Below are 21,016 nucleotides of genomic sequence, written 5' to 3' on the forward strand. Positions count from 1 at the left end.
AAAGCAGGCGTTTTTGTTAACAGACAATATCGAAGGTCTTCACTGGCGCATAAAATCCTCAACTGGGTCGCCAGTCACTACCGAGATTTGTTTAAATAAATAAATGAGCGCAGTAATCAACAAAATCATACTGGGGATAACAATTACCGGATAACTTAAGGCGGTCATTCTGCCAATTTCCTCAATGTAAGCAGTGGTGCCGGGTTCCGACACTAATATCCACTTGGCTAAGGCGTAATTTAAAGAGGACGACAAGAAAAACGAGCTGGCGACAATGTACGAACTAATGGCCACTTTAGCGTTAAATACTTCTACCTTTTGTTTTTCTTCCAAGCGTTTATTGAGTTTGTCCCAATTAATTAATTGGTCATTAAGAATTAGCGCTTTAACCAGCGGGTTTTTAGTGAATTGGGTGATGAGAACGGCAAGACCAATAGCGGCAGGAATAGCAGCTTCTTTTATAGCCATATATTCAGCTGGCAGTTTGAGTAAGCTTATTCCGCCCGTTAGCAGCACACTTACAATCCCAAGTACAGAAAACATGTTGATTTTCTTGGTGTTTTTCAATTCAAGCAAACCGTAGGTAAGCGGAAAAGCGAGGGCAACCACAATACTCCATGCCGGGCCTAAATATTCGTCACTGCTGGCGTAGGTCATTATAAGGACGGGAATGGCGATATTGAAGATTAAATTTCCAAAAAAACCGGACTTCTGCTGCTTGGCGCTTTCGTTTTGGCTCACATCAATTACTCTACTACTCAAAAGGGTGTGCATTTTACGCCCAATAAGCTTGGCTTGTCACCCTAATTAGCGTCTTTCGTTGTCTTAGGGTGTAATAAAATACTATACCCAAAGGTACTAACATTGAATACAAGCTATAGTAAATCAGCGTCGCTAAATTTTGTCCAATCGATGTTATTTATGCGGTTTTCAGCGATATAAAAAATTTTATCACCCGGCAATAGCTGTGCGGTAAGAGGAGGATTTACGACAATTTTAAGAATGTCATGATTGCTTGCAACGCCAATAAAAATGGCATCGTATTTATGCTTTAACTGATAAAACAGGTTTTTAACGCTAATGGCATCAACGTTTTGCGCAATAGTGGCTGAAAATTGCGCCTGGCCTTCATATACGTCTAATAAATCGTGATGCAAAAGACTTGAACCCGGGTCAAACGCCGACTTAGCCAACATTTCAACCGCTACGCTAGGCGTGCATTCTATTTCTGGACAGTGCTGTTGCAGCAGTTTAACCAGGCTTTCGTCGTCAAAATATGCCACTTTATGGGCTTTTTTATTGCGCTGAGAACAATATAAAGCGGTGGTCATGGTCATGTCATCATGCGGGTTATCAATTAATATAGTGGCCGCGGTTTGTACGCAGGCCTTGTCCATATCTTCGTCTTTATTAAACGATTCAACGTGCACAAAGTCGATTAAAGAAGGATAAGGGTTGGTAATATCGGCTCTTACACACAGCACTATTTCCGGTTTTTCGATGGAATTTTCTTTCTCAATCAGCAGCAGCTTTATAAGCTGCTCTGTTCGTTTACCATTCCAACCAATTACTAAAATATGGTTACTTACATTTAACGCATTCAAACCTCGTGCTCCTTTTTGCCATTGCTTACTTACAAAATTTGCTGCCCTGCCAAGCACTAAGGCAAAGATAGACAGCCCCATAGGTATTATATATAGGGCGACTATCCATTTACCCGCCGCGGTGCTGGGGGACATGTCGCCATAGCCTACGGTTGAACTCGTTATTACTAACCAATATACAAAGTCGTGTATATTGAGTAAACCCTCTTCGCCTGCTATAAAAAGTAGGGCATAGCTACTTAGTGAATAAAACACCATCATTAATACAACTACATACCAACGCAAATTAGAAAAGTACTGCGTCATTATTTTTCTGACTTTGATCCACGTTTGCATAAATAATCTTTTGGCTTGGCTTTGAACATAATGGGCGTAAGTGTGAGAAACTTTTAAACTAAATACAAGCGATTAACGTTTATTTATTGTGATAGCGCCTAAGCGAGTAATAAATGTAGCGTTAATAGACCTAAACAGTGGTGTAAACTCAAGCTAATGAGCAAACAGTCCGCCACATTCACAATGGTGAAAAACCCAACCCGATACACTAGCGATAACACTGACTTGATTATTTTATGAAACTAACTGATTTTGATTTTGAACTACCCGAAAAACTAATTGCAAAATATCCAAGCGCCCAGCGCACGGCCTCTCGCATGCTTAGGTTAAATGGCGCCACTAGCGAGGTTCGCCATGGGCTTTTTATTGACATTGTTGACCTAGTTGAGCCAGGCGACTTACTTGTGTTTAATAACACCAGAGTCATACCTGCAAGGCTGTTTGGACATAAGCAAAGTGGCGGTAAAATAGAGATAATGCTAGAGCGTGTTCTTAACGACAGTACCGCTCTTGCGCACATAAGATCCAGTAAGTCTCCCAAAGTAGGTGCGGTATTAACCTTAGAAGGTGATATAAAGGTGCAAGTGTTGGGTCGTCAAGATGCCTTATTTCACATTCAATTTGAGGTAAACCCAAAAAGTCCTCAAACAATTTTCGAATTGTTAGAACAGCATGGCCACATGCCACTGCCACCTTATATAGACCGACCTGATGAAGCTGCCGACAAAGAGCGTTACCAAACGGTGTATAACGAAAAACCAGGTGCAGTTGCCGCGCCTACAGCGGGCCTGCATTTTGACGAGGCAATTTTACAAACACTTAAAGACAAGGGTGTAAATACCGCATTTGTTACCCTGCATGTGGGAGCTGGCACCTTCTTGCCTGTACGCGTGGAGAATATTGAAGACCATCAAATGCATGCGGAGTTTGCTGAGGTCACCCCAGAAGTGGCTAATTTAGTCAAGCAAACCAAGGCTAATGGTAAACGCGTTATTGCGGTAGGCACTACCTCGGTAAGATCGCTTGAATCGGCTGCGCAACAAGCGTCTGATAGTCTTATCGAGAGTTTTTTGTCTGATACCAGCATATTCATCTACCCTGGCTTTGAATTCAAAGTAGTTGACTGTATGTTAACCAACTTTCATTTGCCCCAGTCTACCCTGATGATGCTCATTAGTGCTTTTGCGAGTCGCGACGGTGTTATGAAGGCTTATAGCGAAGCGATTGAACAAGAGTATCGATTCTTTAGTTATGGTGACGCCATGTTTATTGAGGGTGCTCAAACAAAGGCCTGATTACACGAAACTTATATAAAAAAATTCAAGCTAGACTATGCCGTCACTGGCAAGCGTCTAGTAATTTCCTTCTTACGTTCATGTTTAGCGCTTGTTCAACAGGCGTCTTAAAATATGTGTTCATATTTTGGGCATAATAATCATCAACCATTATTATTGTTCAGCGATACCAATAAATGGACAGCGGATGTGGTCAGACCGTTACCACTTTCAAAGGTGACGTTCTATTATCGATGTTGATTAGACACATGCCTGTGCTGCGATAAGGTGCTTGCTTGCTGCGAGGCTTGTATGGCTAAAAGCGCCAACTACAAATCTCGCCGGCCGCTTTTTTAAATTTACGAATACTGACTGGTTTTTGTAATGGGGTATTATTTTCATCACTAAGTTTGCTATAATCGCGAAAATTTTTGAATCAAGCTAATTTTAATCGGAAATATTTAGTTAATGTACGATTAACATTTAGCCCATAACACAGCAGATCGTGAATGAAGTTTTCTCTACTTAATACAGACGGCCTTGCCAGACGCGGTCAATTAATATTTGAGCGTGGTGTGGTTGAAACACCTGCTTTTATGCCAGTGGGTACATACGGCACAGTAAAGGGCATGACTCCTGAAGAACTCACCGAAACGGGTGCACATATTTGCTTAGGCAATACCTTTCATCTGATGCTTCGCCCTGGCACCGGCATTATCAAAGACCACGGCGACCTGCACGACTTTATGCATTGGAATAAGCCTATCTTAACTGATTCAGGCGGCTTTCAAGTATTCTCTTTAGGTGCCATGAGTAAGATAAATGAAGAAGGCGTGACCTTTCGTTCGCCCATCAACGGTGAAAAAATATTGCTTACGCCTGAAAAATCTATGCATGTTCAGCGTGATTTAGGCTCTGATATTGTCATGATATTTGACGAGTGTACGCCTTTTCCTGCCACAAAGGATGAGGCGCAACGCTCTATGGAGCTATCATTACGCTGGGCAAAGCGCTCTAAAGAAGCTCACAGCGATAATCCTTCAGCTTTATTTGGCATAGTACAAGGCGGTATGTTTGAAGATTTGCGCGATGTTTCTCTCAGCGGCCTAGAAGAAATTGGCTTTGACGGCTACGCCATCGGCGGACTGTCAGTAGGTGAGCCAAAAGAAGACATGATGCGCATTGTTAAACACACCGCGCCGCAAATTCCCGCTAACAAGCCCCGTTATTTGATGGGAGTCGGTAAACCTGAAGATATAGTAGAAGCGGTTCGCCGTGGTATTGATATGTTTGACTGTGTTATGCCCACTCGCAACGCGCGAAATGGTCACCTATTTGTACATGATGGTGTGGTTAAAATACGTAACGCTCGGCATAAAACAGACATCAAACCTTTAGACGAGAAATGTGATTGTTACACTTGTAAAAACTATTCTCGGTCATATTTACATCACTTAGACAAGTGTAATGAGATACTAGGCGCGCGTCTTAATACCATTCACAACCTGCGCTATTATCAGGTGGTTATGGAAGGCTTACGCACCGCCATTAGTGAAAATGCATTAACAGAATTTGTTGAGCTGTTTTATGCGCAAAAAGGGATGGATGTCCCCGATTTATAATTAACGCGCCTTGTTGCAAGTACTTACAACAAGGTTATCGTTGAAAATAATACCCAAATAACAAAAATTTTAAATTTACATAAGGAAAGCAAACATGAGTTTTTTCATCTCTAACGCACACGCCCAAGCAGCGGGCGGCGTATCAGACGGGCCCGGCTACGAAATGCTAATAATGTTAGCCGTTTTTGGTTTAATCTTTTATTTTCTTTTATATCGTCCGCAGGCTAAGCGCGTAAAAGAGCATAAAAACTTAATCTCTTCAATTGGCAAGGGCGATGAAGTGTTAACCCAAGGCGGTATTGTGGGTAAAGTGACTAAAGTTGCAGATGACAAGGATTTTATTGAAATTTCATTAAATGAAGCTAATCAAATCGTTGTTCAAAAATCAGCGATTAGTGCGGTATTGCCAAAAGGCACTATGAAGTCAATATAAAATAAAGCCGGCATTTCGCTGCTCGTCACTGCGGGCGCGGTATGCAAGGCATGTAGGAAGTAATTGTGTTAAACCAAAATCCTATTTGGAAATACGTGTTAGTTGTTTTCGTGCTAAGTATGTGTACGCTATATGCCTTGCCGAACTTATATGGCGAAGATCATGCTGTGCAAATTTCGTCAGGCAAAACCTCCACTGTTAGCCCGCAAATGATCGCCGACGTTGAAGCGAGCATGCGCGAAGCAAATATTGCCTTCAAAGCGGTTGAATTTAAAAATGACCAACTACTAGTTAGGTTAAATGACTCCGACACTCAACTTCTTGCGCGCGAGCATTTACACGATGCATTTAGCGACAATTTCATAGTCGCAATGAATTTAGCGCCCGATACGCCTGATTGGCTAGAAGCGCTAAACGCAGCGCCCATGAAACTCGGCCTTGATTTGCGCGGCGGTATACATTTTTTAATGGAAGTGGATATGAAGAGTGCGGTCAGTAAGGCATTTGAAGACACCATTGACGACTTCCAAACACAGCTTCGCCAAGAAAGCCTGCGTTACCGTGCGGTGAGTCAAGCTGGCGATTTTATCGAGATTTCTTTTAGAGATCCGCAGGTCCTTGAGGACGCTCAATTTTTCTTACGTAATAACTATCGCAACATGCTGTTTAGTGAACGCGATGCGCTAACTCTTCGTGCAAGCTTCACCGACGCCCGCCTATCGGAGATTAAAGACTATGCGGTTAAGCAAAATATTACTATTATTCGCAGCCGTGTAAATCAATTAGGCGTAGCAGAGCCCTTGGTACAAAAACAAGGATCAGAGCGCATAGTTGTTCAGCTTCCCGGCATACAGGACTCTACCCTTGCCAGAGAAATTCTAAACGCCACCGCCACCCTTGATTTTAGGCTAGTTGATCAAACTAATGACGTACGCGATGCAGTAAATGGACGTATTCCAGCTTCCTCGCAGCTAAACTTCGATCGCAACGGCCAGCCTATTTTACTGCGTAAACAAGTTATGCTTCAGGGCAGCCACATTATTGACGCTAACAGTAGCACCGACGAAAATGGCTTCCCGCAGGTAAACATTTCGCTTGATTCTAAAGGCGGCAGTAAAATGTCAAATGCCACCAAAGACAACATTGGCAAGCCTATGGCCACTGTATTTATTGAATACAAGTCTACAGGTGAGCGCGACAGTGAAGACAAACTTATTTTTGAGAAGCATGAAGAAGTCATAAACGTAGCGACTATTCAGGCTCGCTTAGGTAACTCGTTTAGAATTACCGGTATCGATAACGCGAAAGAAGCAAGAGATTTAAGCTTGCTATTACGTGCAGGAGCGCTAATAGCGCCTATTCAAATTGTGGAAGAGCGTACGGTAGGGCCAAGCCTAGGCGCTGAAAACGTCAAACTAGGCATGCAGGCAATTATATACGGCTTAATTGCGGTGCTTGCCTTTATGCTCATTTACTATAGGGCGTTTGGTCTGGTCGCCAATATTGGACTAGTGGTAAACCTGATCATGATCGTGGGCATTATGTCGATGATACCTGGTGCAACGTTAACGCTTCCCGGTATGGCGGGTATCGTATTAACCGTTGGTATGGCGGTTGACGCTAACGTGTTAATATTTGAACGAATACGAGAAGAAATCCGTGAAGGCAGAAGCCCACAACAGGCTATTCACTTTGGCTATGACAATGCGTTTTCAACTATTTTAGACGCCAATATTACCACTTTCATTGCAGGCATGATTTTGTTTGCAGTAGGAACGGGCCCTATAAAAGGCTTCTCGATTACACTAATGATAGGCATTGCAACATCGATGTTTACTGCCATTATTGTATCGCGCGTAATAGTTAACATGATTTGGGGCGGTAAACGCGTCAAGTCGCTAATGATTTAAGGAGGTAGCAGATGAAATTTCAACTGTTGAGATTAGATAAGCCCGTTGACTTCATGAGATTTAGGTTGCCCGCCTTAATTTTTTCAACCCTATTAATATTTGCTTCAGTCGCCTCACTTGCGGTCAATCAATTAAACTGGGGTTTAGACTTTACTGGCGGAACAGAAATTCAGGTGGCCTACCCGGACGGCGCTAATTTAACGCAAGTGAGAACCGATTTAGCAGACGCCAACTTTCCGGAGGCGATTGTACAAAACTTTGGCAGTAGCCAAGATGTACTAATCAGAATTGCTCCACGAGATGATTTACCTAAGGATGAAATTGGCGGCATGGTGGTTGAGGCATTAAGCGCAAAAAATGCCACCGTTTTGGTGCAAAGTATCAGTTTTGTTGGTCCAAGTATTGGTGAAGAACTCACCGAACAAGGGGGCTTAGCAATGCTGGTGGCGCTAATATGCATATTGTTATACGTAGCAATGCGTTTTGAATACCGGTTTGCGCTTGGTTCGGTATCGGCGCTTTTGCACGATGTGCTTATTACCTTGGGGATGTTCTCTATTTTCAAATTAGAGTTTGATTTGACTGTCTTGGCGGCGTTGTTGGCGGTAATAGGTTACTCACTCAACGACACCATTGTGGTATCGGACAGAATTCGTGAGAATTTCAGAAAAATCCGCAAGGGAACACCGCTAGAAATAGTGAATATTTCACTTACCCAAACCCTTAACCGCACTATTATTACTTCATTAACTACCATCCTAGTACTGGTTGCGCTTTTTTATAAAGGGGGTGAATTAATACACGGCTTCGCAACAGCACTATTGTTTGGTGTATTTATAGGGACATATTCGTCTGTGTATATCGCAAGCGCCGTTGCCTTAGCCTTAGGCGTCAGCAAAGAAGATTTAATACCCGAAGAAGTTGAAAAGGAAGGCGAAGATTTAGAGTCTATCTAACACAGTCTAATCACGTCCAATGAAAACCCTAATAATGAATAATTATTGGGGTTTTATCTTTTCAAATCCCCTTAAAACCCTGATATGAAAAATTTCATAAACAATCTGAGCCAGTTTATGTAATCTTTTCGTATAACTGTTGTCAACATTAATAATAATAATTTTTGGAGTGACGGATGGACTTAAAAAAGATGATTGGCGGCTTAACTAGCTCAGGCGCATTGAGCGGTTTTATGGGCGGTGTTGCCGGCGGCGGACTAACCAGTATGATCGCCAGTAAAAAAGGCCGTAAAGTTGGTGGCTCAGTGCTTAAAGTAGGTGCTTTAGCTGCAGTAGGGGGTTTAGCTTGGAAAGCATATCAAAATTACTCGGCCAAGAATCAAAGTGCTCAACAAACAACTAGTCCGCAGCAGGAGCCACAAGCCTTAGCCAATAACCAAACGCAGAGTATGCCGCAAACCTTTAATCAAGAGCAGCATCACGTTGCCCATAAAGGCGCTCAGTTTGATTTTGCGCCCGCTAGAATACAGCAGAAGCAGTTTGAAGAAGTGGTAGACGATAACAACCCTAACGGACAAATGCTATTAATGCGCGCGATGATTACTGCTGCTCACTGCGATGGGCACATTGATAACGACGAGCGTCAGCGTATTTTTGCCCAAGTTGATTCAATGGACCTTAGCGTAGAAGAAAAAGCCACATTGTTTGACGAGCTTAGAAAGCCCCTCGATTTAGCCAGTCTAGTATCTCAGGTACCTAACGCACAAACCGGTATTGAGGTTTATGCGGCTAGCGCAACCGCTTTAGATTTAGAGCATCAAGATTCGCAAGCGTATTTACAGGCATTGGCAAATCAGCTGTGTATTCCGTCTGATTTGACTGCGTCGATACAACAGCAAATTCAAAACTATTAAACATTCACGCGTTAATTAGGAGCCTATTAGTATGAAATTTATAAAAATATCAGTTGCAGTAGTTGTAATTACATTGGCGGGCTGTGTGTCCTGGGTATTTGCGAAAAGCCCCTTTAACAATATGCCTGAAGGTGAATACACCTTAGATCTGAGTCATGCGTCGGTTATCTGGAAAGTGTCTCATTTGGGTTTAACTAATTATGTGGCGCGCTTTGCCGATTTTGATGCAAGCATTGACTATAAGCCCAATAATATTGAGGCCAGTCGGGTCGTTGCAACTATTAACCCAATGTCTATTCAAACCGCTTACCCTAATGCAGATGAGAAAGACTTTGATCAAATTCTGGCAACAGATGAAGACTGGTTTAATGCGCCAAAATTCGCCAGTATAGATTTTGCGTCGACGTCAATTGAAATGACGGGCGAAAAAACCGCACTTATGCAAGGCGATCTGCGCTTTTTAGGTGTTTCAAAGCCGGTAACGTTAGATGTTATTTTCAACGGTGCAATGGAACGCCAGCCCTTTAGCGGCAAACCAACAATGGGGTTTTCAGCCACCACGACTATTAAACGTTCCGACTGGGGCATGTCGAAGTTTGTGCCCAATATAGGCGACGAAGTAAAAGTGATGATTGAAGGCGAGTTTGCAAAAACTCAATAGCACGCGGTGATGCAATAGTATGAGTCTAATGTCAGGTGCGGGTCAAGGCAATCGCTACCATAGCTTAAGTATATTGCTGCATTGGTCAATTGTTTTAGGCTTAATGTTTATGTTTGCTAGCGGCCTGTACATGGTATATGCCGATATATCTAGAGCCGATCAATTCCGGCTATTCCAAATTCATAAAGCGTCGGGTGTTATTATGCTATGGGCAATATTATTGCGTATTGGCGTAAGAATATTTACCAAAGCACCAGCAGCATTAGACGCACTCACGCCAACAGAAAATCTGCAGGCCAAGCTTGGGCACACTGCTTTATATATAGCGCTTATTACTATGCCGCTGTCGGGCTGGTTAATGGTGTCGGCCAGCCCCTTTGGCTTGCCCACTTTGGTATTTGTTGACTGGATAAATTGGCCTCATGTTCCTGGTGTTGCCCGTAACAAAGCCATTGAAACAATCGCAAATAACGTACATTGGATAACAGCCATAAGCTTGGCAACGTTAATATTGGGCCATATTTCGGCGGTCGTATGGCACAAGAAAAAACATAAAATTAACTTACTGAAAAGAATGTGGTGGTCAAAACAATGATGAATGCTCTGGTGGGCAAGTTGACAAGATTGCGATATGCGGGCTTATTCGTAGCTTTGTGCATCGTGAGCGCGTCGGTGTACGCATTAAACACTTATACAGTCGATAACAAGGGCAGCAAGGTAGGTTTTTCAGGCGAGCACGTAGGTATGAAGTTTAGCGGCGTATTTGAAAAGTGGCAGGCAGATTTAGTCCTACCTCCTCACAGTAATCCCAGTATTACTGCTTCGTTTGACCTACGTTCTGCCAAAACCGGTGACTTTACTTACGACACTGCTCTGTTAGAGGGGGATTGGTTTGATGTGAAAAATCATCCTCAAGGAAGCTTTGTTAGTGACTCGGTTGAAATGATAGACGGCGGCTTTAAGGTGAGCGGTCAGCTTACCTTAAGAGGGTTTAGCAAAACACAAACCTTCTTTTTGAAGCAAACAGGTAATAAACTTAGCGCTAACTTTGCCATCAACCGCTTAGACTATCGCATTGGCTATGATTCTGACCCAGAGGCAGAATGGGTTGGTCAAGACATAATGATGATATTAGATTTAGAAACCCAGTAGTTAAACATGGCGAGGAATGGGCTTGATGAAAACGTTTAATGATTGGACCAAGCGCTTGTTGTATTATAAGCGCCTAGTCTTTTTTTAAACGAGCGTTGCTATTGTAAGCGCTTCACAATGCTTTGTACTACGCGCGGGTTGCCTGCTACCAAACCGTTAGCACTGCTTGGCGTTGCCATTTCAGTATAAAGTGGGTCGTTGTTACCCGCATAATCAGTTACTAAACCGCCAGATTCTTTCACTAATAGTGCGCCCGCTGCCATATCCCAGGCCTTAAGACCCTTTTCCCAGTAGCCATCATAGCGACCGGCGGCTACATAGGCCAAATCGAGTGCCGCTGAGCCTGAGCGTCTAATGTCGCCACAGTCTTTAAAGACTTTAGCAAATTTTGCTAAATCGTCTTCAAGATTTGATTTGTTTCTAAAGGGAATGGCCGTGGCCAGTAGAGTATTAGATAAATCTTTTGCTTTGGTGCAGCGCAAACGGTAGCCATTTAACTGCGCGCCACTGCCTTTAGTTGCGGTGAATAATTCACCTCTGATAGGGTCGAATATAACCGCTTGGTCAAGTCTGCCTTTAAACATTAAGGCAATAGAAACAGCAAAGTGAGGAATACCCGTGATGAAATTGCTAGTACCATCTAGTGGGTCAATAATCCATGTGAAGTCGCTATTGCCTTTTATGTTGCCGCCCTCTTCGCCTATAAAAGAGTGATCTGGAAACGATTGCTGAATTTTGCTAATAATGGTTAATTCGGCTTCTTTATCGATTTTAGTCACAAAATCGTGAGCGCCTTTTGACTGAATTTCTAAATCGCTGCGGTTTTCATAACCGCGCGTTATCACATTTCCCGCCGCACGCGCCGCGCGCACAGCAATATTAAGCATAGGATGCATAGTACCCACCAAATTGTAAAAAGAACATAGTTGAAATCGTCGCGTAGTCTAGCAGAACTTAGCCCTAGGCTCAATTGACTGTAAATAAAACTTAGAAGCTCTGGCTAAAGATAGCTTTCAAATCGTCGCAATCGCTTTTCTGTGTGCTACAATATTGCTGTTAAAATACCCGCTGTTCGTGCGTATTGTATTGTGTAAGAGTTGAGTTAACTCGCTCAATATACGCCACATTAATTACAGCATAATATAACTGGTTTGTAGGATTTATCATGCTTGACGCCATTAGAATTGTACTCGTTAATACCTCTCATACTGGTAATATTGGATCGGCTGCCCGGGCCATGAAGACCATGGGTTTGAAGAATTTATACTTGGTTGACCCAGTTACCAAACCCGACAGTAAAGCAAGTGCTTTGGCCGCTGGCGCTACCGATATTTTAGCCAACGCTACTATTGTGAATACTTTACAAGAAGCCATCGCAGACTGCGGTTTAGTGGTAGGCACATCTGCACGTTCACGCACTTTGTCTTGGCCTATGCTAGATTCACGCGAGTGCGGCGATAAATTAATTACTGAAGCGGCTAATTACCCTGTTGCTTTGGTATTTGGCAGAGAAAACAACGGGCTGTCAAATGAAGAATTACAGCAGTGTAACTTTCATGTATGCATAGACGCTAATCCTGAATATAGCTCATTGAACTTAGCAGCTGCGGTGCAAACGCTGTGCTATGAGATTCGTCAGCATCATATTGCGCTTCAGCGCGCGCCATATATAGAGCGCGAGGCACTTGAAAACCCGTATCCACTAAGCAAAGAATTAGAAAAGTTTTATGTACATTTTGAATCAACGTTTGCTAAAGCCGGCTTTATCCGTTCAAAGCACCCCGGTGTTATTATGTCAAAAGTGAGGCGCATGTTTACACGCACCCGTTTAGAGTCGCAAGAGCTTGCGATTTTGCGCGGTATGCTCTCTGCGGTTGACAAAACCGTTAGTGAATCAAAGAAGGACTAAGCATCAACAGGTGTCGTTTGATCTAGCTATGAGGGTTTAAACAGTACTTGACTAAAACAGTCAAGTATATAGAATAGCCTTCATTCAAAAAGTCCCGGGCAGACAAGATTAAACTGCTATATCTAATTCAAATAACATTGAAATTAGTATGCAGCTATAAGCGGAGTAAAAGATGAGTGAATTAACCCTACCTATTTATCTAGATTATTCATCTACTACGCCAGTTGACCCGCGTGTCGCTGACGCGATGAGAGAGTGTTTGTCACTTGAAGGTAACTTTGGCAATCCGGCGTCAAGATCACACAAGTTCGGTTGGGTAGCAGAGGAAGCAGTAGACATCGCACGTAATAACATTGCAGCGCTTGTTAACGCTGACCCACGCGAGATTGTGTTTACATCAGGCGCAACTGAATCAAACAACCTCGCTATTAAGGGTGCTGCCGCGTTTTATAAAAAACGCGGTAAGCACATTATTACCCTAAAAACTGAACACAAAGCTGTGCTTGATAGTACACGCCAGCTAGAGCGTGAAGGTTTTGAAGTAAGCTATATGCTGCCAAAGGCAAATGGTATAGTCGATTTAGACGAACTTCAAGCTGCTATGCGTGATGACACTGTCTTAGTTTCTATTATGCACGTAAACAATGAGATAGGCGTGATTCAAGATATTGCGGCCATTGGCGAGATATGCCGTTCACGCAAAATTATCTTTCACGTAGACGCAGCCCAAAGCACAGGTAAAATCCCAATTGATTTACAGACCATGAAAGTTGATTTAATGTCTTTTTCGGCGCATAAAACGTATGGCCCCAAAGGTATAGGCGCGTTGTATGTATCGCGCAAACCACGCGTTAGAGTTGAAGCGCAAATGCACGGCGGTGGTCATGAAAGAGGTATGCGTTCAGGTACCTTAGCCACGCACCAAATCGTGGGAATGGGGGAAGCGTTCAGAATAGCTAAAGAAGAAATGGCAACTGAAAGTGCCCGTATTCTTATGTTGCGCAACAAATTGTGGAACGGCATTAAAAATATGGAAGAAGTATATCTTAACGGAGACTTAGAGCAGCGTATAGCGCATAACCTTAACGTTAGTTTCAACTATGTTGAAGGCGAATCCCTAATTATGGCGCTTAAAGACATGGCGGTTTCATCAGGTTCAGCCTGTACATCAGCCAGTTTAGAGTCATCATACGTTCTGCGCGCGCTAGGCTTAACTGATGAACTAGCGCACAGCTCTATTCGTTTTAGTTTAGGCCGCTTCACTACAGAAGCAGAAATAGACTATGTTATTGATGTAATTTTAAGCAAAATTGACAAACTAAGAGAGATCTCACCTTTATGGGACATGTTCAAAGACGGCGTCGATTTGAATACCGTTGATTGGGTTCATCATTAAGTCTTTAGTACCCATAAAGCACATCAACCATGTGTTGGAGCAACATTAATCAAAATTAGATTAGTGTTTTATAGTGTATTTGCATATAATTATGTGCACTAATACGACTTTGTTGAGCGCATTGCCAAATAAGATATGCGTTATTTCGTTGAAGAACGTTATATAAGAACATATTTAGCGCAAGCGTTTGTAATAAAATACACACAAAAAATTTGAATAAGTAGGAAAAAAACATGGCTTTAGAACGAACTTTTTCGATAATTAAACCAGACGCAGTTGCTAAAAATGCAATAGGCGCAATATATAATCGCTTCGAATCAGCAGGCTTACGAATAGTTGCGTCGAAAATGCTTCATTTGAGCAAAGATAAAGCCGAAGGCTTTTATGCTGAACACAAAGAACGTCCATTTTTTGGTGCTTTAGTGGACTTTATGACTTCAGGTCCGGTTATGGTGCAAGTCTTAGAAGGCGAAAATGCAGTTCTTAGCAATCGGGAAATAATGGGTGCAACTAACCCAAGCGATGCTGCCGCAGGCACTTTGCGGTCTGATTACGCTGCATCAATTGATGAAAATGCAGTTCACGGTTCAGATGCGCCAGAATCAGCGGCGCGTGAGATAGCGTATTTCTTCTCTGATGAAGAGATTTGCCCACGCACACGCTAAGCATGAGTACATTTTGGGAAAAAGGGAGCAATTGCTCCCTTTTTTCATCAAAAGTGAACTTAAAATTGAGTCGACTCACATACAGTAGGGTCATCGTTATATATAAATATTTGTTTAGATAGGTGTTACATGTCGGTTATCGTACAAGGGGCTGCGCAGGATAAAACTGCCGCGCAGACAAAAAAAGTCAATTTACTTAACTTTAACCGCAATGGTTTACGCGAGTACTTGTCGAGCATTGGTGAGAAACCTTTCAGAACAGAGCAGTTGATGAAGTGGATTTATCAAGAAGGCCAATGCGACTTCACCAAAATGACCAATTTAAATAAAGATTTACGTGCAAAGCTCATTGCCCTATGCGAAGTGCGTGCTCCTGAAATATCTGAGCATCAGCAAGCCTCAGACGGTACCATCAAGTTTGCTATAATGCTCGATGGCGGGCAAGAAGTAGAAACAGTATGGATCCCCGAAACCGATCGCGCTACTTTATGTGTGTCTTCGCAAGTGGGCTGTGCGCTTGAATGCACGTTTTGCTCTACCGCGCAGCAAGGCTTCAATCGCAATTTGTCGGTAGCGGAAATTATTGGCCAAGTATGGCGAGTGGCGACTTTTATTGGCTTGTCAAAAGATACATCAAAACGTCCTATTACAAATGTCGTCATGATGGGCATGGGAGAGCCGTTACTGAATTTAAAAAATGTCGTGCCCGCGATGGACATAATGCTTGACGATTTCGGGTTTGGTTTATCTAAACGCCGTGTGACCTTGTCAACTTCGGGCGTTGTGCCTGCCCTAGACATGCTGGGTGATCAAATAGATGTGGCATTGGCGATATCCTTGCACGCAGCAGACAATGAACTGCGCGATGAATTAGTGCCGGTGAACAAAAAGTACCCTATTGAAGAGTTTTTGGCGGCCGTTAGGCGTTATTTAGCTAAGTCAAAAGCTAATCAGGGTAGAGTAACGGTGGAGTATGTAATGCTTAATGGTGTTAACGACAGCACAGACCAGGCTCATGCACTAGCCAGAGTGTTACAAGATACGCCAAGTAAGATTAATTTAATTCCGTTTAATCCTTACCCTGGTTCGCCTTATACCTGCTCTAGCAATTCTAGAATAGATCGCTTTTCTAAAGTACTAATGAGCTATGGTTTTACCACCGTAGTCAGAAAAACCAGAGGTGATGATATTGATGCTGCCTGCGGACAGTTAGTAGGCGACGTGGTGGATAGAACAAAGCGCCTATTAAAGAAGCAAATGCAAGGCAAACCAATATCGGTCAGAGTAACCCAGTAATCAGGCCTGCACTATATTTTCAATAGTGAGGAGCTAAAGGCGAAGGTCTTATGTTGAAGAAAATATGTGTAGTCGCAGTAGTGCTTATATTAAGTGCTTGTGGGTCTCAACCCGCCGATAAGAGATTTAAAGGAGCGGGTGATTTTGATAAAGTGGAAGCGGCCAAAACACGGGTAAGCTTAGGCTTAACGTATTTAAAAAATGGCAGTTTCAGTCAAGCAAAATTTAACTTAGACAGAGCCTTAGAGTTCGATCCTCTCTCGGGGCAAGCAAACTTTGCCATGGCGTTTTATTACCAGCAGGTAGACGAAGTTACGCGCGCGCAAGAGTATTATAAGCAAGCGATAGATTATTCTAATAACGACCCCGATGTATTAAACAGCTACGGGGCTTTTTTGTGTAAGCAGGGCGACTACGAGCAGGCAAAGCGATATTTTTTGAGAGCCGTAGACGATAAACGGTATGTATCAACGGCTCAAACCTATGAGAATTTAGCCATATGTGCACAAACCCAAGGGAAAATAGAAGAGGCAATTGCATACTTTGACAGTGCGCTTAATCATCAGCCCACGCGCGCTTCAAGCCTGCTCTTTGTGTCGCAGTTATATATGCAAACAAGTCAGTTTGACGCTGCAAAAAGGTCACTATTTAAGTATGAGCGAAGCGCGGGTGTTTCCAAAGAGTCTTTGTGGCTGTCATTTCAAGTCGCGCAAGGACAAAATGATGTTCGCGCAGCGGTAGAATACTCTGAACTATTAAGAACGCTGTATCCGTCTTATCCAAATACAGCAAAAGCATTGGAACATATTGGTAAGTTTCAAGCTAATATGGCCATTACACAAAAAATTAGACCGGACAATAATGCGCGTTCCCAAGTGGGCGACATACCCGCCAGTTCTACCATTACCATGGATGACATTGCGACCAGTAATGCTGCGAATCCGGCTAGTCAGAATGAGAGTAACTTGGCATCTGAATCGACACAGATGACGCAAATACCCGCTGTAGATATTCCAGACGCAGTAGCTACGCAACTAAGACAGTTTCATATTGTTCAGGCAAAAGAAAATTTATATCGCATTTCGCTGAAATATAACGTGAAGATAAGAAAACTGCTAGAATGGAATAACTTAGAAGATGCATCTTCGATCCGAATAGGCACTAAGTTGTGGGTAAAGGAACCAATTTAAAATGAGTGATGAAGACAAAAAATTACAACAAACATCGTCATCGGTTAACGCAGAGACCCAAAGTGTTGATTACGAAAATAGTCCAGGCAAACAGTTAAAAAAAGCACGTGAAGACTTGGGTTTGACCCAGCAGCAAGTAGCAGACAGGCTTCATCTTCGTCCAAACAGTGTTAAGGCAGTTGAAAATGATGCTTTAGAGCCGGGCGTTTCACTGATATTTAGTAAAGGCTACGTGCGCTTGTATGCAAAATTGGTTTATCTAGAAGTACAGCCCTTGCTTGATGCTTACGAGAGAATTCATTCGCGTAGTAATCAGCCCGCTAAGTTACAGAGTTTTTCTAAAAGAGTGTCACGCGAAGCCGATGATCATAAATGGAATATGGTTACTGTTGTGGTGGCTCTATTAGTGTTAGGGTCTGTCATTGGCTGGTGGGCGCAGCAATCAGACTCTCTTACGACTTCGCAACGTTTTGTATCAGAAACACTTGATAAATTGTTTAGTGAGAGTGAACAGTCTGAGGATGGGGCAAGCACAAGTTCTTCTGAAACTGATAGTATTGGCAAAAAAGAGAGTGTGCTTGGCTTAAACTTAGAACAACAAGACATTGCCCGCTTAAACACCGGACCGGAAATCCTAGAAGAAGACATTGACAACAGCGCATCTAACATTACCAATTTAAGCGAAAATGAAGACTCAGAGCAAGGCCTCGACGCTAACGCTGAGGTGTTAGAGCAAACAGACCAAACAGACCAAACAGACAATGAAGCTAACCAGCAGTTTCAAACTGCTGTACCTAACATTGTTAACATAAGCCCTGCAACGTCTGCAAAGGTGGTGAATGGCGTGCGTATGAACGCTGATGGCAGCATAAATATGGCGTTCACCTTCAAAACAGACTGTTGGGTGAGCGTAAAAGATGTAAACAATGAAACAATTGCTATTGGTATCAAAAAGCAGGGGCGCGTAATGGAAGTGTCAGGTTTAGCGCCCATTGAGATAATTTTATGTACACCTGACAATGTGGATATCGATTTTGGCGGGAAAGCCATCGACATGTCCGTATACCCCTCGGGTCAAGCGGCTAATTTTACTTTAACAGTTGAGAGCTAGGAATGTTTTCAGAATCTCCCATAAAGCGTCGTCCATCTACTCGTATTAACGTTGGCAGTGTGCCGGTTGGTGATGGTGCACCCATTGCGGTGCAGTCAATGACTAACACCGAAACGCTTGACGTTGCTGCAACCGTTGCGCAAATCAACAGAATCCAAGCCGTTGGCGCTGACATTGTTCGAGTGTCGGTGCCTACTATGGACGCGGCTGAAGCATTTAAGCTGATTAAGCAGCAAGTGAGTATTCCCTTAGTGGCCGATATTCACTTTGACTACCGAATAGCGCTTAAGGTAGCGGAGTATGGCGCAGACTGTCTGCGCATTAACCCTGGCAATATTGGTAATATTGAGCGTGTTAAGAGCGTCGTAGCCTGCGCCCGCTTCTATAATATCCCTATTCGAATTGGCGTAAACGGCGGCTCTCTAGAGCGTGATTTACAAGAAAAGTATGGTGAACCTACACCGCAGGCATTATTAGAGTCTGCTATGCGCCATGTTGATATTCTCGATAAATTAAACTTTGACCAATTTAAAGTTTCGGTCAAGGCTTCTGATGTATTTCTCGCGGTAGGGGCTTACAGGCTGCTGGCTAAACAGATAAGTCAGCCTTTGCATTTGGGTATTACAGAAGCAGGTGGGCTGCGTTCGGGTTCTGTCAAAAGCGCGGTCGGTTTAGGTATGCTGCTAGCTGAAGGCATAGGCGATACTATTCGTGTGTCATTGGCCGCAGACCCGGTCGAAGAAATTAAAGTGGGCTTTGATATTCTCAAATCGCTGCGTATACGTGCCCGAGGCATTAATCTGATTGCCTGTCCTAGCTGTTCAAGGCAAGAGTTTGATGTAATAAGCACCGTGAATGCGCTTGAACAAAGATTAGAGGACATTATAATGCCTTTAGACGTGTCTATAATAGGATGCGTAGTAAATGGCCCTGGTGAGGCTGAGATTTCCGATATAGGCCTAACGGGTGCGCGCAACATGAGCGGGTTTTATGAGGATGGTATTCGTCAACGCGAGCGTTTTGCAAACGATCAGTTAGTGGATAAACTTGAGCAAAAAATCCGCGCAAAAGTTGCCGCAAAAACAGCAATGCTTGATGAAAAAAATAGAATTGATGTTTTGGTGTCAAATGGGGATGCATAAAAGCTTACTATAAGTGTGCTTTGCGCGCTTAATTTCTTTACCCCACGTACCAAAATCCTTATACTATTGCGCTTTATCAGTAACGCGAGTTATCAGTGTCTAAAACTATTCAAGCAATTCGTGGTATGAATGACTGCTTACCTTCACAAACACCTGTTTGGCAGTTTGTTGAAGCGCGTATCCGTGACTTAGCCAATAGCTACCATTATCAAGAAATTCGTACCCCTATTGTAGAAAGCACCGATTTATTCAAACGCTCTGTGGGGGAAGCTACCGACATTGTCGAAAAAGAAATGTATGTTTTTGAAGATCGCAATGGCGACAGTTTAGCGTTACGCCCAGAAGGCACCGCATGCGCCGTGCGCGCAGGTACTCAGCATGGCTTGCTGTACAATCAGCAGCAGCGCCTGTGGTATATGGGCCCTATGTTTAGGCACGAGCGCCCACAAAAAGGTCGATACAGGCAGTTTCATCAGTTAGGTATGGAGGCTTTCGGTTTTGAAGGTCCTGATATAGACGCAGAAATGATATTGCTAGGGGCTCGGTTGTGGAAGTCATTTGGTATAAGTGACAAAGTAGCGCTGCAAATTAACTCCTTAGGCAATGCTCAAGCGCGCAGCGATTACCGAGCGCTACTAAGTGACTACTTAAGTCAGCATGTAGATCAACTCGATGAAGACAGCAAGCGAAGACTGCACACCAACGTACTGCGCGTGTTGGACTCTAAAGACAAAAATACGCAGGCTATAGTGGCAAATGCACCTAAGCTTATTGATCATTTAGATCCAGAGTCACATCAACATTTTATGAGTTTATGTGAACGATTAGACGCTTTAGGCATCAAATACCACGTTAATCCAGCCTTAGTGCGCGGTCTCGATTATTATAATCGTACTGTTTTCGAATGGGTAAGCGATGTTTTAGGAGCCCAAGGTACTGTTTGTGCAGGCGGTCGCTACGACGGCTTAGTGGAACAGCTTGGCGCAAAAGCGACTCCCGCCGTAGGGTTTGCGATGGGTATTGAGCGATTGGTTTTATTAATCGAGTCTACCCAGCTAGAGCCAATGGTTAATCATGCCGACGTTTACGTGACGGCAATAGGGGCTGATGCATCGTTAATCGCATTGCGCCTGGCTGAGAATTTGCGCGACCAGTTTTCGTACTTAAAGGTCCAGCTGCACTGCGGCGGTGGAAACTTTAAAAAACAACTAAAAAAAGCTGATGCAAGCGGGGCGAAAGTTGCCATCGTTATTGGTGAAAATGAAGTCAAAGAGAATACCTTTGGGATTAAGTGGTTACGTAAAGAAAGCCCTCAAAACCAAGTAAATGAAAAAACATTATTAGCATTACTGGCAGACATTCACTAGCCAACGAGGTTAAACGACAGTCATATTAATAAATATTGAAACAAATCAACGCGATGTTTTGAGATCTGAAATAAGGAA

At 43.2% G+C, this 21,016-nt stretch carries 20 protein-coding genes; 17 read left to right on the top strand and 3 right to left on the bottom strand.

Going from position 1 to position 21,016, the window contains the following annotated elements:
• Window positions 1-39: 39 nt before the first annotated feature.
• Together BAE46_RS10170 and BAE46_RS10175 are read right to left on the bottom strand one after the other, a co-directional pair.
• Entirely contained in the window at window positions 40-774 is a 735-nt protein-coding gene (locus BAE46_RS10170) for a VC0807 family protein (protein WP_006002574.1), read from the bottom strand.
• Between the two features lie 101 nt (window positions 775-875).
• Window positions 876-1,940: an ion channel gene (locus BAE46_RS10175; RefSeq protein ID WP_006002576.1), complete on the bottom strand. Its 1,065-nt coding sequence runs from the start codon at window positions 1,938-1,940 to the stop codon at window positions 876-878.
• Window positions 1,941-2,176: 236 nt separating this feature from the next.
• On the opposite strand from BAE46_RS10175, the gene queA reads away from it, so the two are divergent.
• The 9 genes from queA to BAE46_RS10220 all read left to right on the top strand — a co-directional run bounded on the left by queA (window position 2,177) and on the right by BAE46_RS10220 (window position 10,862).
• On the top strand, window positions 2,177-3,235 hold the full coding sequence (gene queA, locus BAE46_RS10180) for a tRNA preQ1(34) S-adenosylmethionine ribosyltransferase-isomerase QueA (protein WP_006002579.1): 1,059 nt from the start codon (window positions 2,177-2,179) through the stop codon (window positions 3,233-3,235).
• Window positions 3,236-3,723: 488 nt separating this feature from the next.
• Window positions 3,724-4,836, top strand: a complete 1,113-nt coding sequence (gene tgt / locus BAE46_RS10185; RefSeq protein ID WP_006002582.1) for a tRNA guanosine(34) transglycosylase Tgt — start codon at window positions 3,724-3,726, stop codon at window positions 4,834-4,836.
• Between the two features lie 94 nt (window positions 4,837-4,930).
• The gene (gene yajC, locus BAE46_RS10190) at window positions 4,931-5,269 is read left to right on the top strand and encodes a preprotein translocase subunit YajC (RefSeq protein WP_070112664.1); all 339 of its coding nucleotides are present in this window, start codon (window positions 4,931-4,933) and stop codon (window positions 5,267-5,269) included.
• Between the two features lie 65 nt (window positions 5,270-5,334).
• Entirely contained in the window at window positions 5,335-7,179 is a 1,845-nt protein-coding gene (gene secD / locus BAE46_RS10195) for a protein translocase subunit SecD (RefSeq protein WP_006002585.1), read from the top strand.
• Window positions 7,180-7,190: 11 nt separating this feature from the next.
• Window positions 7,191-8,135, top strand: coding sequence for a protein translocase subunit SecF (gene secF, locus BAE46_RS10200; protein ID WP_006002587.1), 945 nt, complete (start codon window positions 7,191-7,193; stop codon window positions 8,133-8,135).
• Window positions 8,136-8,311: 176 nt separating this feature from the next.
• Window positions 8,312-9,049 (top strand): tellurite resistance TerB family protein, encoded by a 738-nt coding sequence (locus BAE46_RS10205; protein WP_006002589.1) that lies wholly within the window; start codon window positions 8,312-8,314, stop codon window positions 9,047-9,049.
• 31 nt (window positions 9,050-9,080) lie between these two features.
• Entirely contained in the window at window positions 9,081-9,710 is a 630-nt protein-coding gene (locus BAE46_RS10210; protein ID WP_006002591.1) for a YceI family protein, read from the top strand.
• A gap of 19 nt (window positions 9,711-9,729) precedes the next feature.
• A complete protein-coding gene (locus BAE46_RS10215) occupies window positions 9,730-10,305 on the top strand; it encodes a cytochrome b (RefSeq protein ID WP_238528927.1) in 576 nt (191 codons plus the stop codon).
• The gene (locus BAE46_RS10220; RefSeq protein ID WP_006002596.1) at window positions 10,302-10,862 is read left to right on the top strand and encodes a YceI family protein; all 561 of its coding nucleotides are present in this window, start codon (window positions 10,302-10,304) and stop codon (window positions 10,860-10,862) included. The genes BAE46_RS10215 and BAE46_RS10220 overlap by 4 nt, the downstream gene beginning before the upstream one ends.
• 98 nt (window positions 10,863-10,960) lie before the next feature.
• Here the strand turns inward: BAE46_RS10220 and suhB are convergent, their stop codons facing one another.
• A complete protein-coding gene (suhB, locus tag BAE46_RS10225; RefSeq protein WP_006002598.1) occupies window positions 10,961-11,758 on the bottom strand; it encodes an inositol-1-monophosphatase in 798 nt (265 codons plus the stop codon).
• Between the two features lie 269 nt (window positions 11,759-12,027).
• On the opposite strand from suhB, the gene trmJ reads away from it, so the two are divergent.
• The 8 genes from trmJ (at window position 12,028) to hisS (ending at window position 20,938) form a co-directional block, all read left to right on the top strand.
• Window positions 12,028-12,771 (top strand): tRNA (cytosine(32)/uridine(32)-2'-O)-methyltransferase TrmJ, encoded by a 744-nt coding sequence (gene trmJ, locus BAE46_RS10230; RefSeq protein ID WP_006002601.1) that lies wholly within the window; start codon window positions 12,028-12,030, stop codon window positions 12,769-12,771.
• Between the two features lie 172 nt (window positions 12,772-12,943).
• Entirely contained in the window at window positions 12,944-14,167 is a 1,224-nt protein-coding gene (locus BAE46_RS10235; protein WP_070112666.1) for an IscS subfamily cysteine desulfurase, read from the top strand.
• A 233-nt stretch (window positions 14,168-14,400) separates the two neighbouring features.
• Entirely contained in the window at window positions 14,401-14,832 is a 432-nt protein-coding gene (gene ndk, locus BAE46_RS10240; RefSeq protein WP_006002605.1) for a nucleoside-diphosphate kinase, read from the top strand.
• A 129-nt stretch (window positions 14,833-14,961) separates the two neighbouring features.
• Window positions 14,962-16,128 carry a dual-specificity RNA methyltransferase RlmN gene (gene rlmN / locus BAE46_RS10245; protein WP_070112669.1) on the top strand — a complete coding sequence of 389 codons (1,167 nt, stop codon included), beginning with the start codon at window positions 14,962-14,964 and terminating at the stop codon, window positions 16,126-16,128.
• A gap of 50 nt (window positions 16,129-16,178) precedes the next feature.
• Complete coding sequence (gene pilW / locus BAE46_RS10250) at window positions 16,179-17,318, top strand: type IV pilus biogenesis/stability protein PilW (RefSeq protein ID WP_006002607.1); 1,140 nt, start codon at window positions 16,179-16,181, stop codon at window positions 17,316-17,318.
• Between the two features lies 1 nt (window position 17,319).
• Window positions 17,320-18,429, top strand: coding sequence for a RodZ domain-containing protein (locus tag BAE46_RS10255; RefSeq protein WP_070112671.1), 1,110 nt, complete (start codon window positions 17,320-17,322; stop codon window positions 18,427-18,429).
• A gap of 2 nt (window positions 18,430-18,431) precedes the next feature.
• Window positions 18,432-19,571, top strand: coding sequence for a flavodoxin-dependent (E)-4-hydroxy-3-methylbut-2-enyl-diphosphate synthase (ispG, locus tag BAE46_RS10260; RefSeq protein ID WP_070112673.1), 1,140 nt, complete (start codon window positions 18,432-18,434; stop codon window positions 19,569-19,571).
• Between the two features lie 95 nt (window positions 19,572-19,666).
• The gene (hisS, locus tag BAE46_RS10265; protein ID WP_081483873.1) at window positions 19,667-20,938 is read left to right on the top strand and encodes a histidine--tRNA ligase; all 1,272 of its coding nucleotides are present in this window, start codon (window positions 19,667-19,669) and stop codon (window positions 20,936-20,938) included.
• The last annotated feature ends 78 nt before the right edge of the window (window positions 20,939-21,016 follow it).

Source organism: Glaciecola punicea (genome assembly GCF_001756615.1).
Classification (GTDB): domain Bacteria; phylum Pseudomonadota; class Gammaproteobacteria; order Enterobacterales; family Alteromonadaceae; genus Glaciecola; species Glaciecola punicea.

Coding starts and splice junctions, on each gene's coding strand:
- ndk (WP_006002605.1), top strand. CDS start 14,401: ATGGCTTTAGAACGAACTTTTTCGATAATTAAACCAGACGCAGTTGCT.
- BAE46_RS10215 (WP_238528927.1), top strand. CDS start 9,730: ATGAGTCTAATGTCAGGTGCGGGTCAAGGCAATCGCTACCATAGCTTA.
- ispG (WP_070112673.1), top strand. CDS start 18,432: ATGTTTTCAGAATCTCCCATAAAGCGTCGTCCATCTACTCGTATTAAC.
- rlmN (WP_070112669.1), top strand. CDS start 14,962: ATGTCGGTTATCGTACAAGGGGCTGCGCAGGATAAAACTGCCGCGCAG.
- pilW (WP_006002607.1), top strand. CDS start 16,179: ATGTTGAAGAAAATATGTGTAGTCGCAGTAGTGCTTATATTAAGTGCT.
- secF (WP_006002587.1), top strand. CDS start 7,191: ATGAAATTTCAACTGTTGAGATTAGATAAGCCCGTTGACTTCATGAGA.
- BAE46_RS10255 (WP_070112671.1), top strand. CDS start 17,320: ATGAGTGATGAAGACAAAAAATTACAACAAACATCGTCATCGGTTAAC.
- BAE46_RS10235 (WP_070112666.1), top strand. CDS start 12,944: ATGAGTGAATTAACCCTACCTATTTATCTAGATTATTCATCTACTACG.
- yajC (WP_070112664.1), top strand. CDS start 4,931: ATGAGTTTTTTCATCTCTAACGCACACGCCCAAGCAGCGGGCGGCGTA.
- BAE46_RS10170 (WP_006002574.1), bottom strand. CDS start 774: ATGCACACCCTTTTGAGTAGTAGAGTAATTGATGTGAGCCAAAACGAA.
- queA (WP_006002579.1), top strand. CDS start 2,177: ATGAAACTAACTGATTTTGATTTTGAACTACCCGAAAAACTAATTGCA.
- BAE46_RS10175 (WP_006002576.1), bottom strand. CDS start 1,940: ATGCAAACGTGGATCAAAGTCAGAAAAATAATGACGCAGTACTTTTCT.
- tgt (WP_006002582.1), top strand. CDS start 3,724: ATGAAGTTTTCTCTACTTAATACAGACGGCCTTGCCAGACGCGGTCAA.
- trmJ (WP_006002601.1), top strand. CDS start 12,028: ATGCTTGACGCCATTAGAATTGTACTCGTTAATACCTCTCATACTGGT.
- BAE46_RS10205 (WP_006002589.1), top strand. CDS start 8,312: ATGGACTTAAAAAAGATGATTGGCGGCTTAACTAGCTCAGGCGCATTG.
- BAE46_RS10220 (WP_006002596.1), top strand. CDS start 10,302: ATGATGAATGCTCTGGTGGGCAAGTTGACAAGATTGCGATATGCGGGC.
- BAE46_RS10210 (WP_006002591.1), top strand. CDS start 9,081: ATGAAATTTATAAAAATATCAGTTGCAGTAGTTGTAATTACATTGGCG.
- suhB (WP_006002598.1), bottom strand. CDS start 11,758: ATGCATCCTATGCTTAATATTGCTGTGCGCGCGGCGCGTGCGGCGGGA.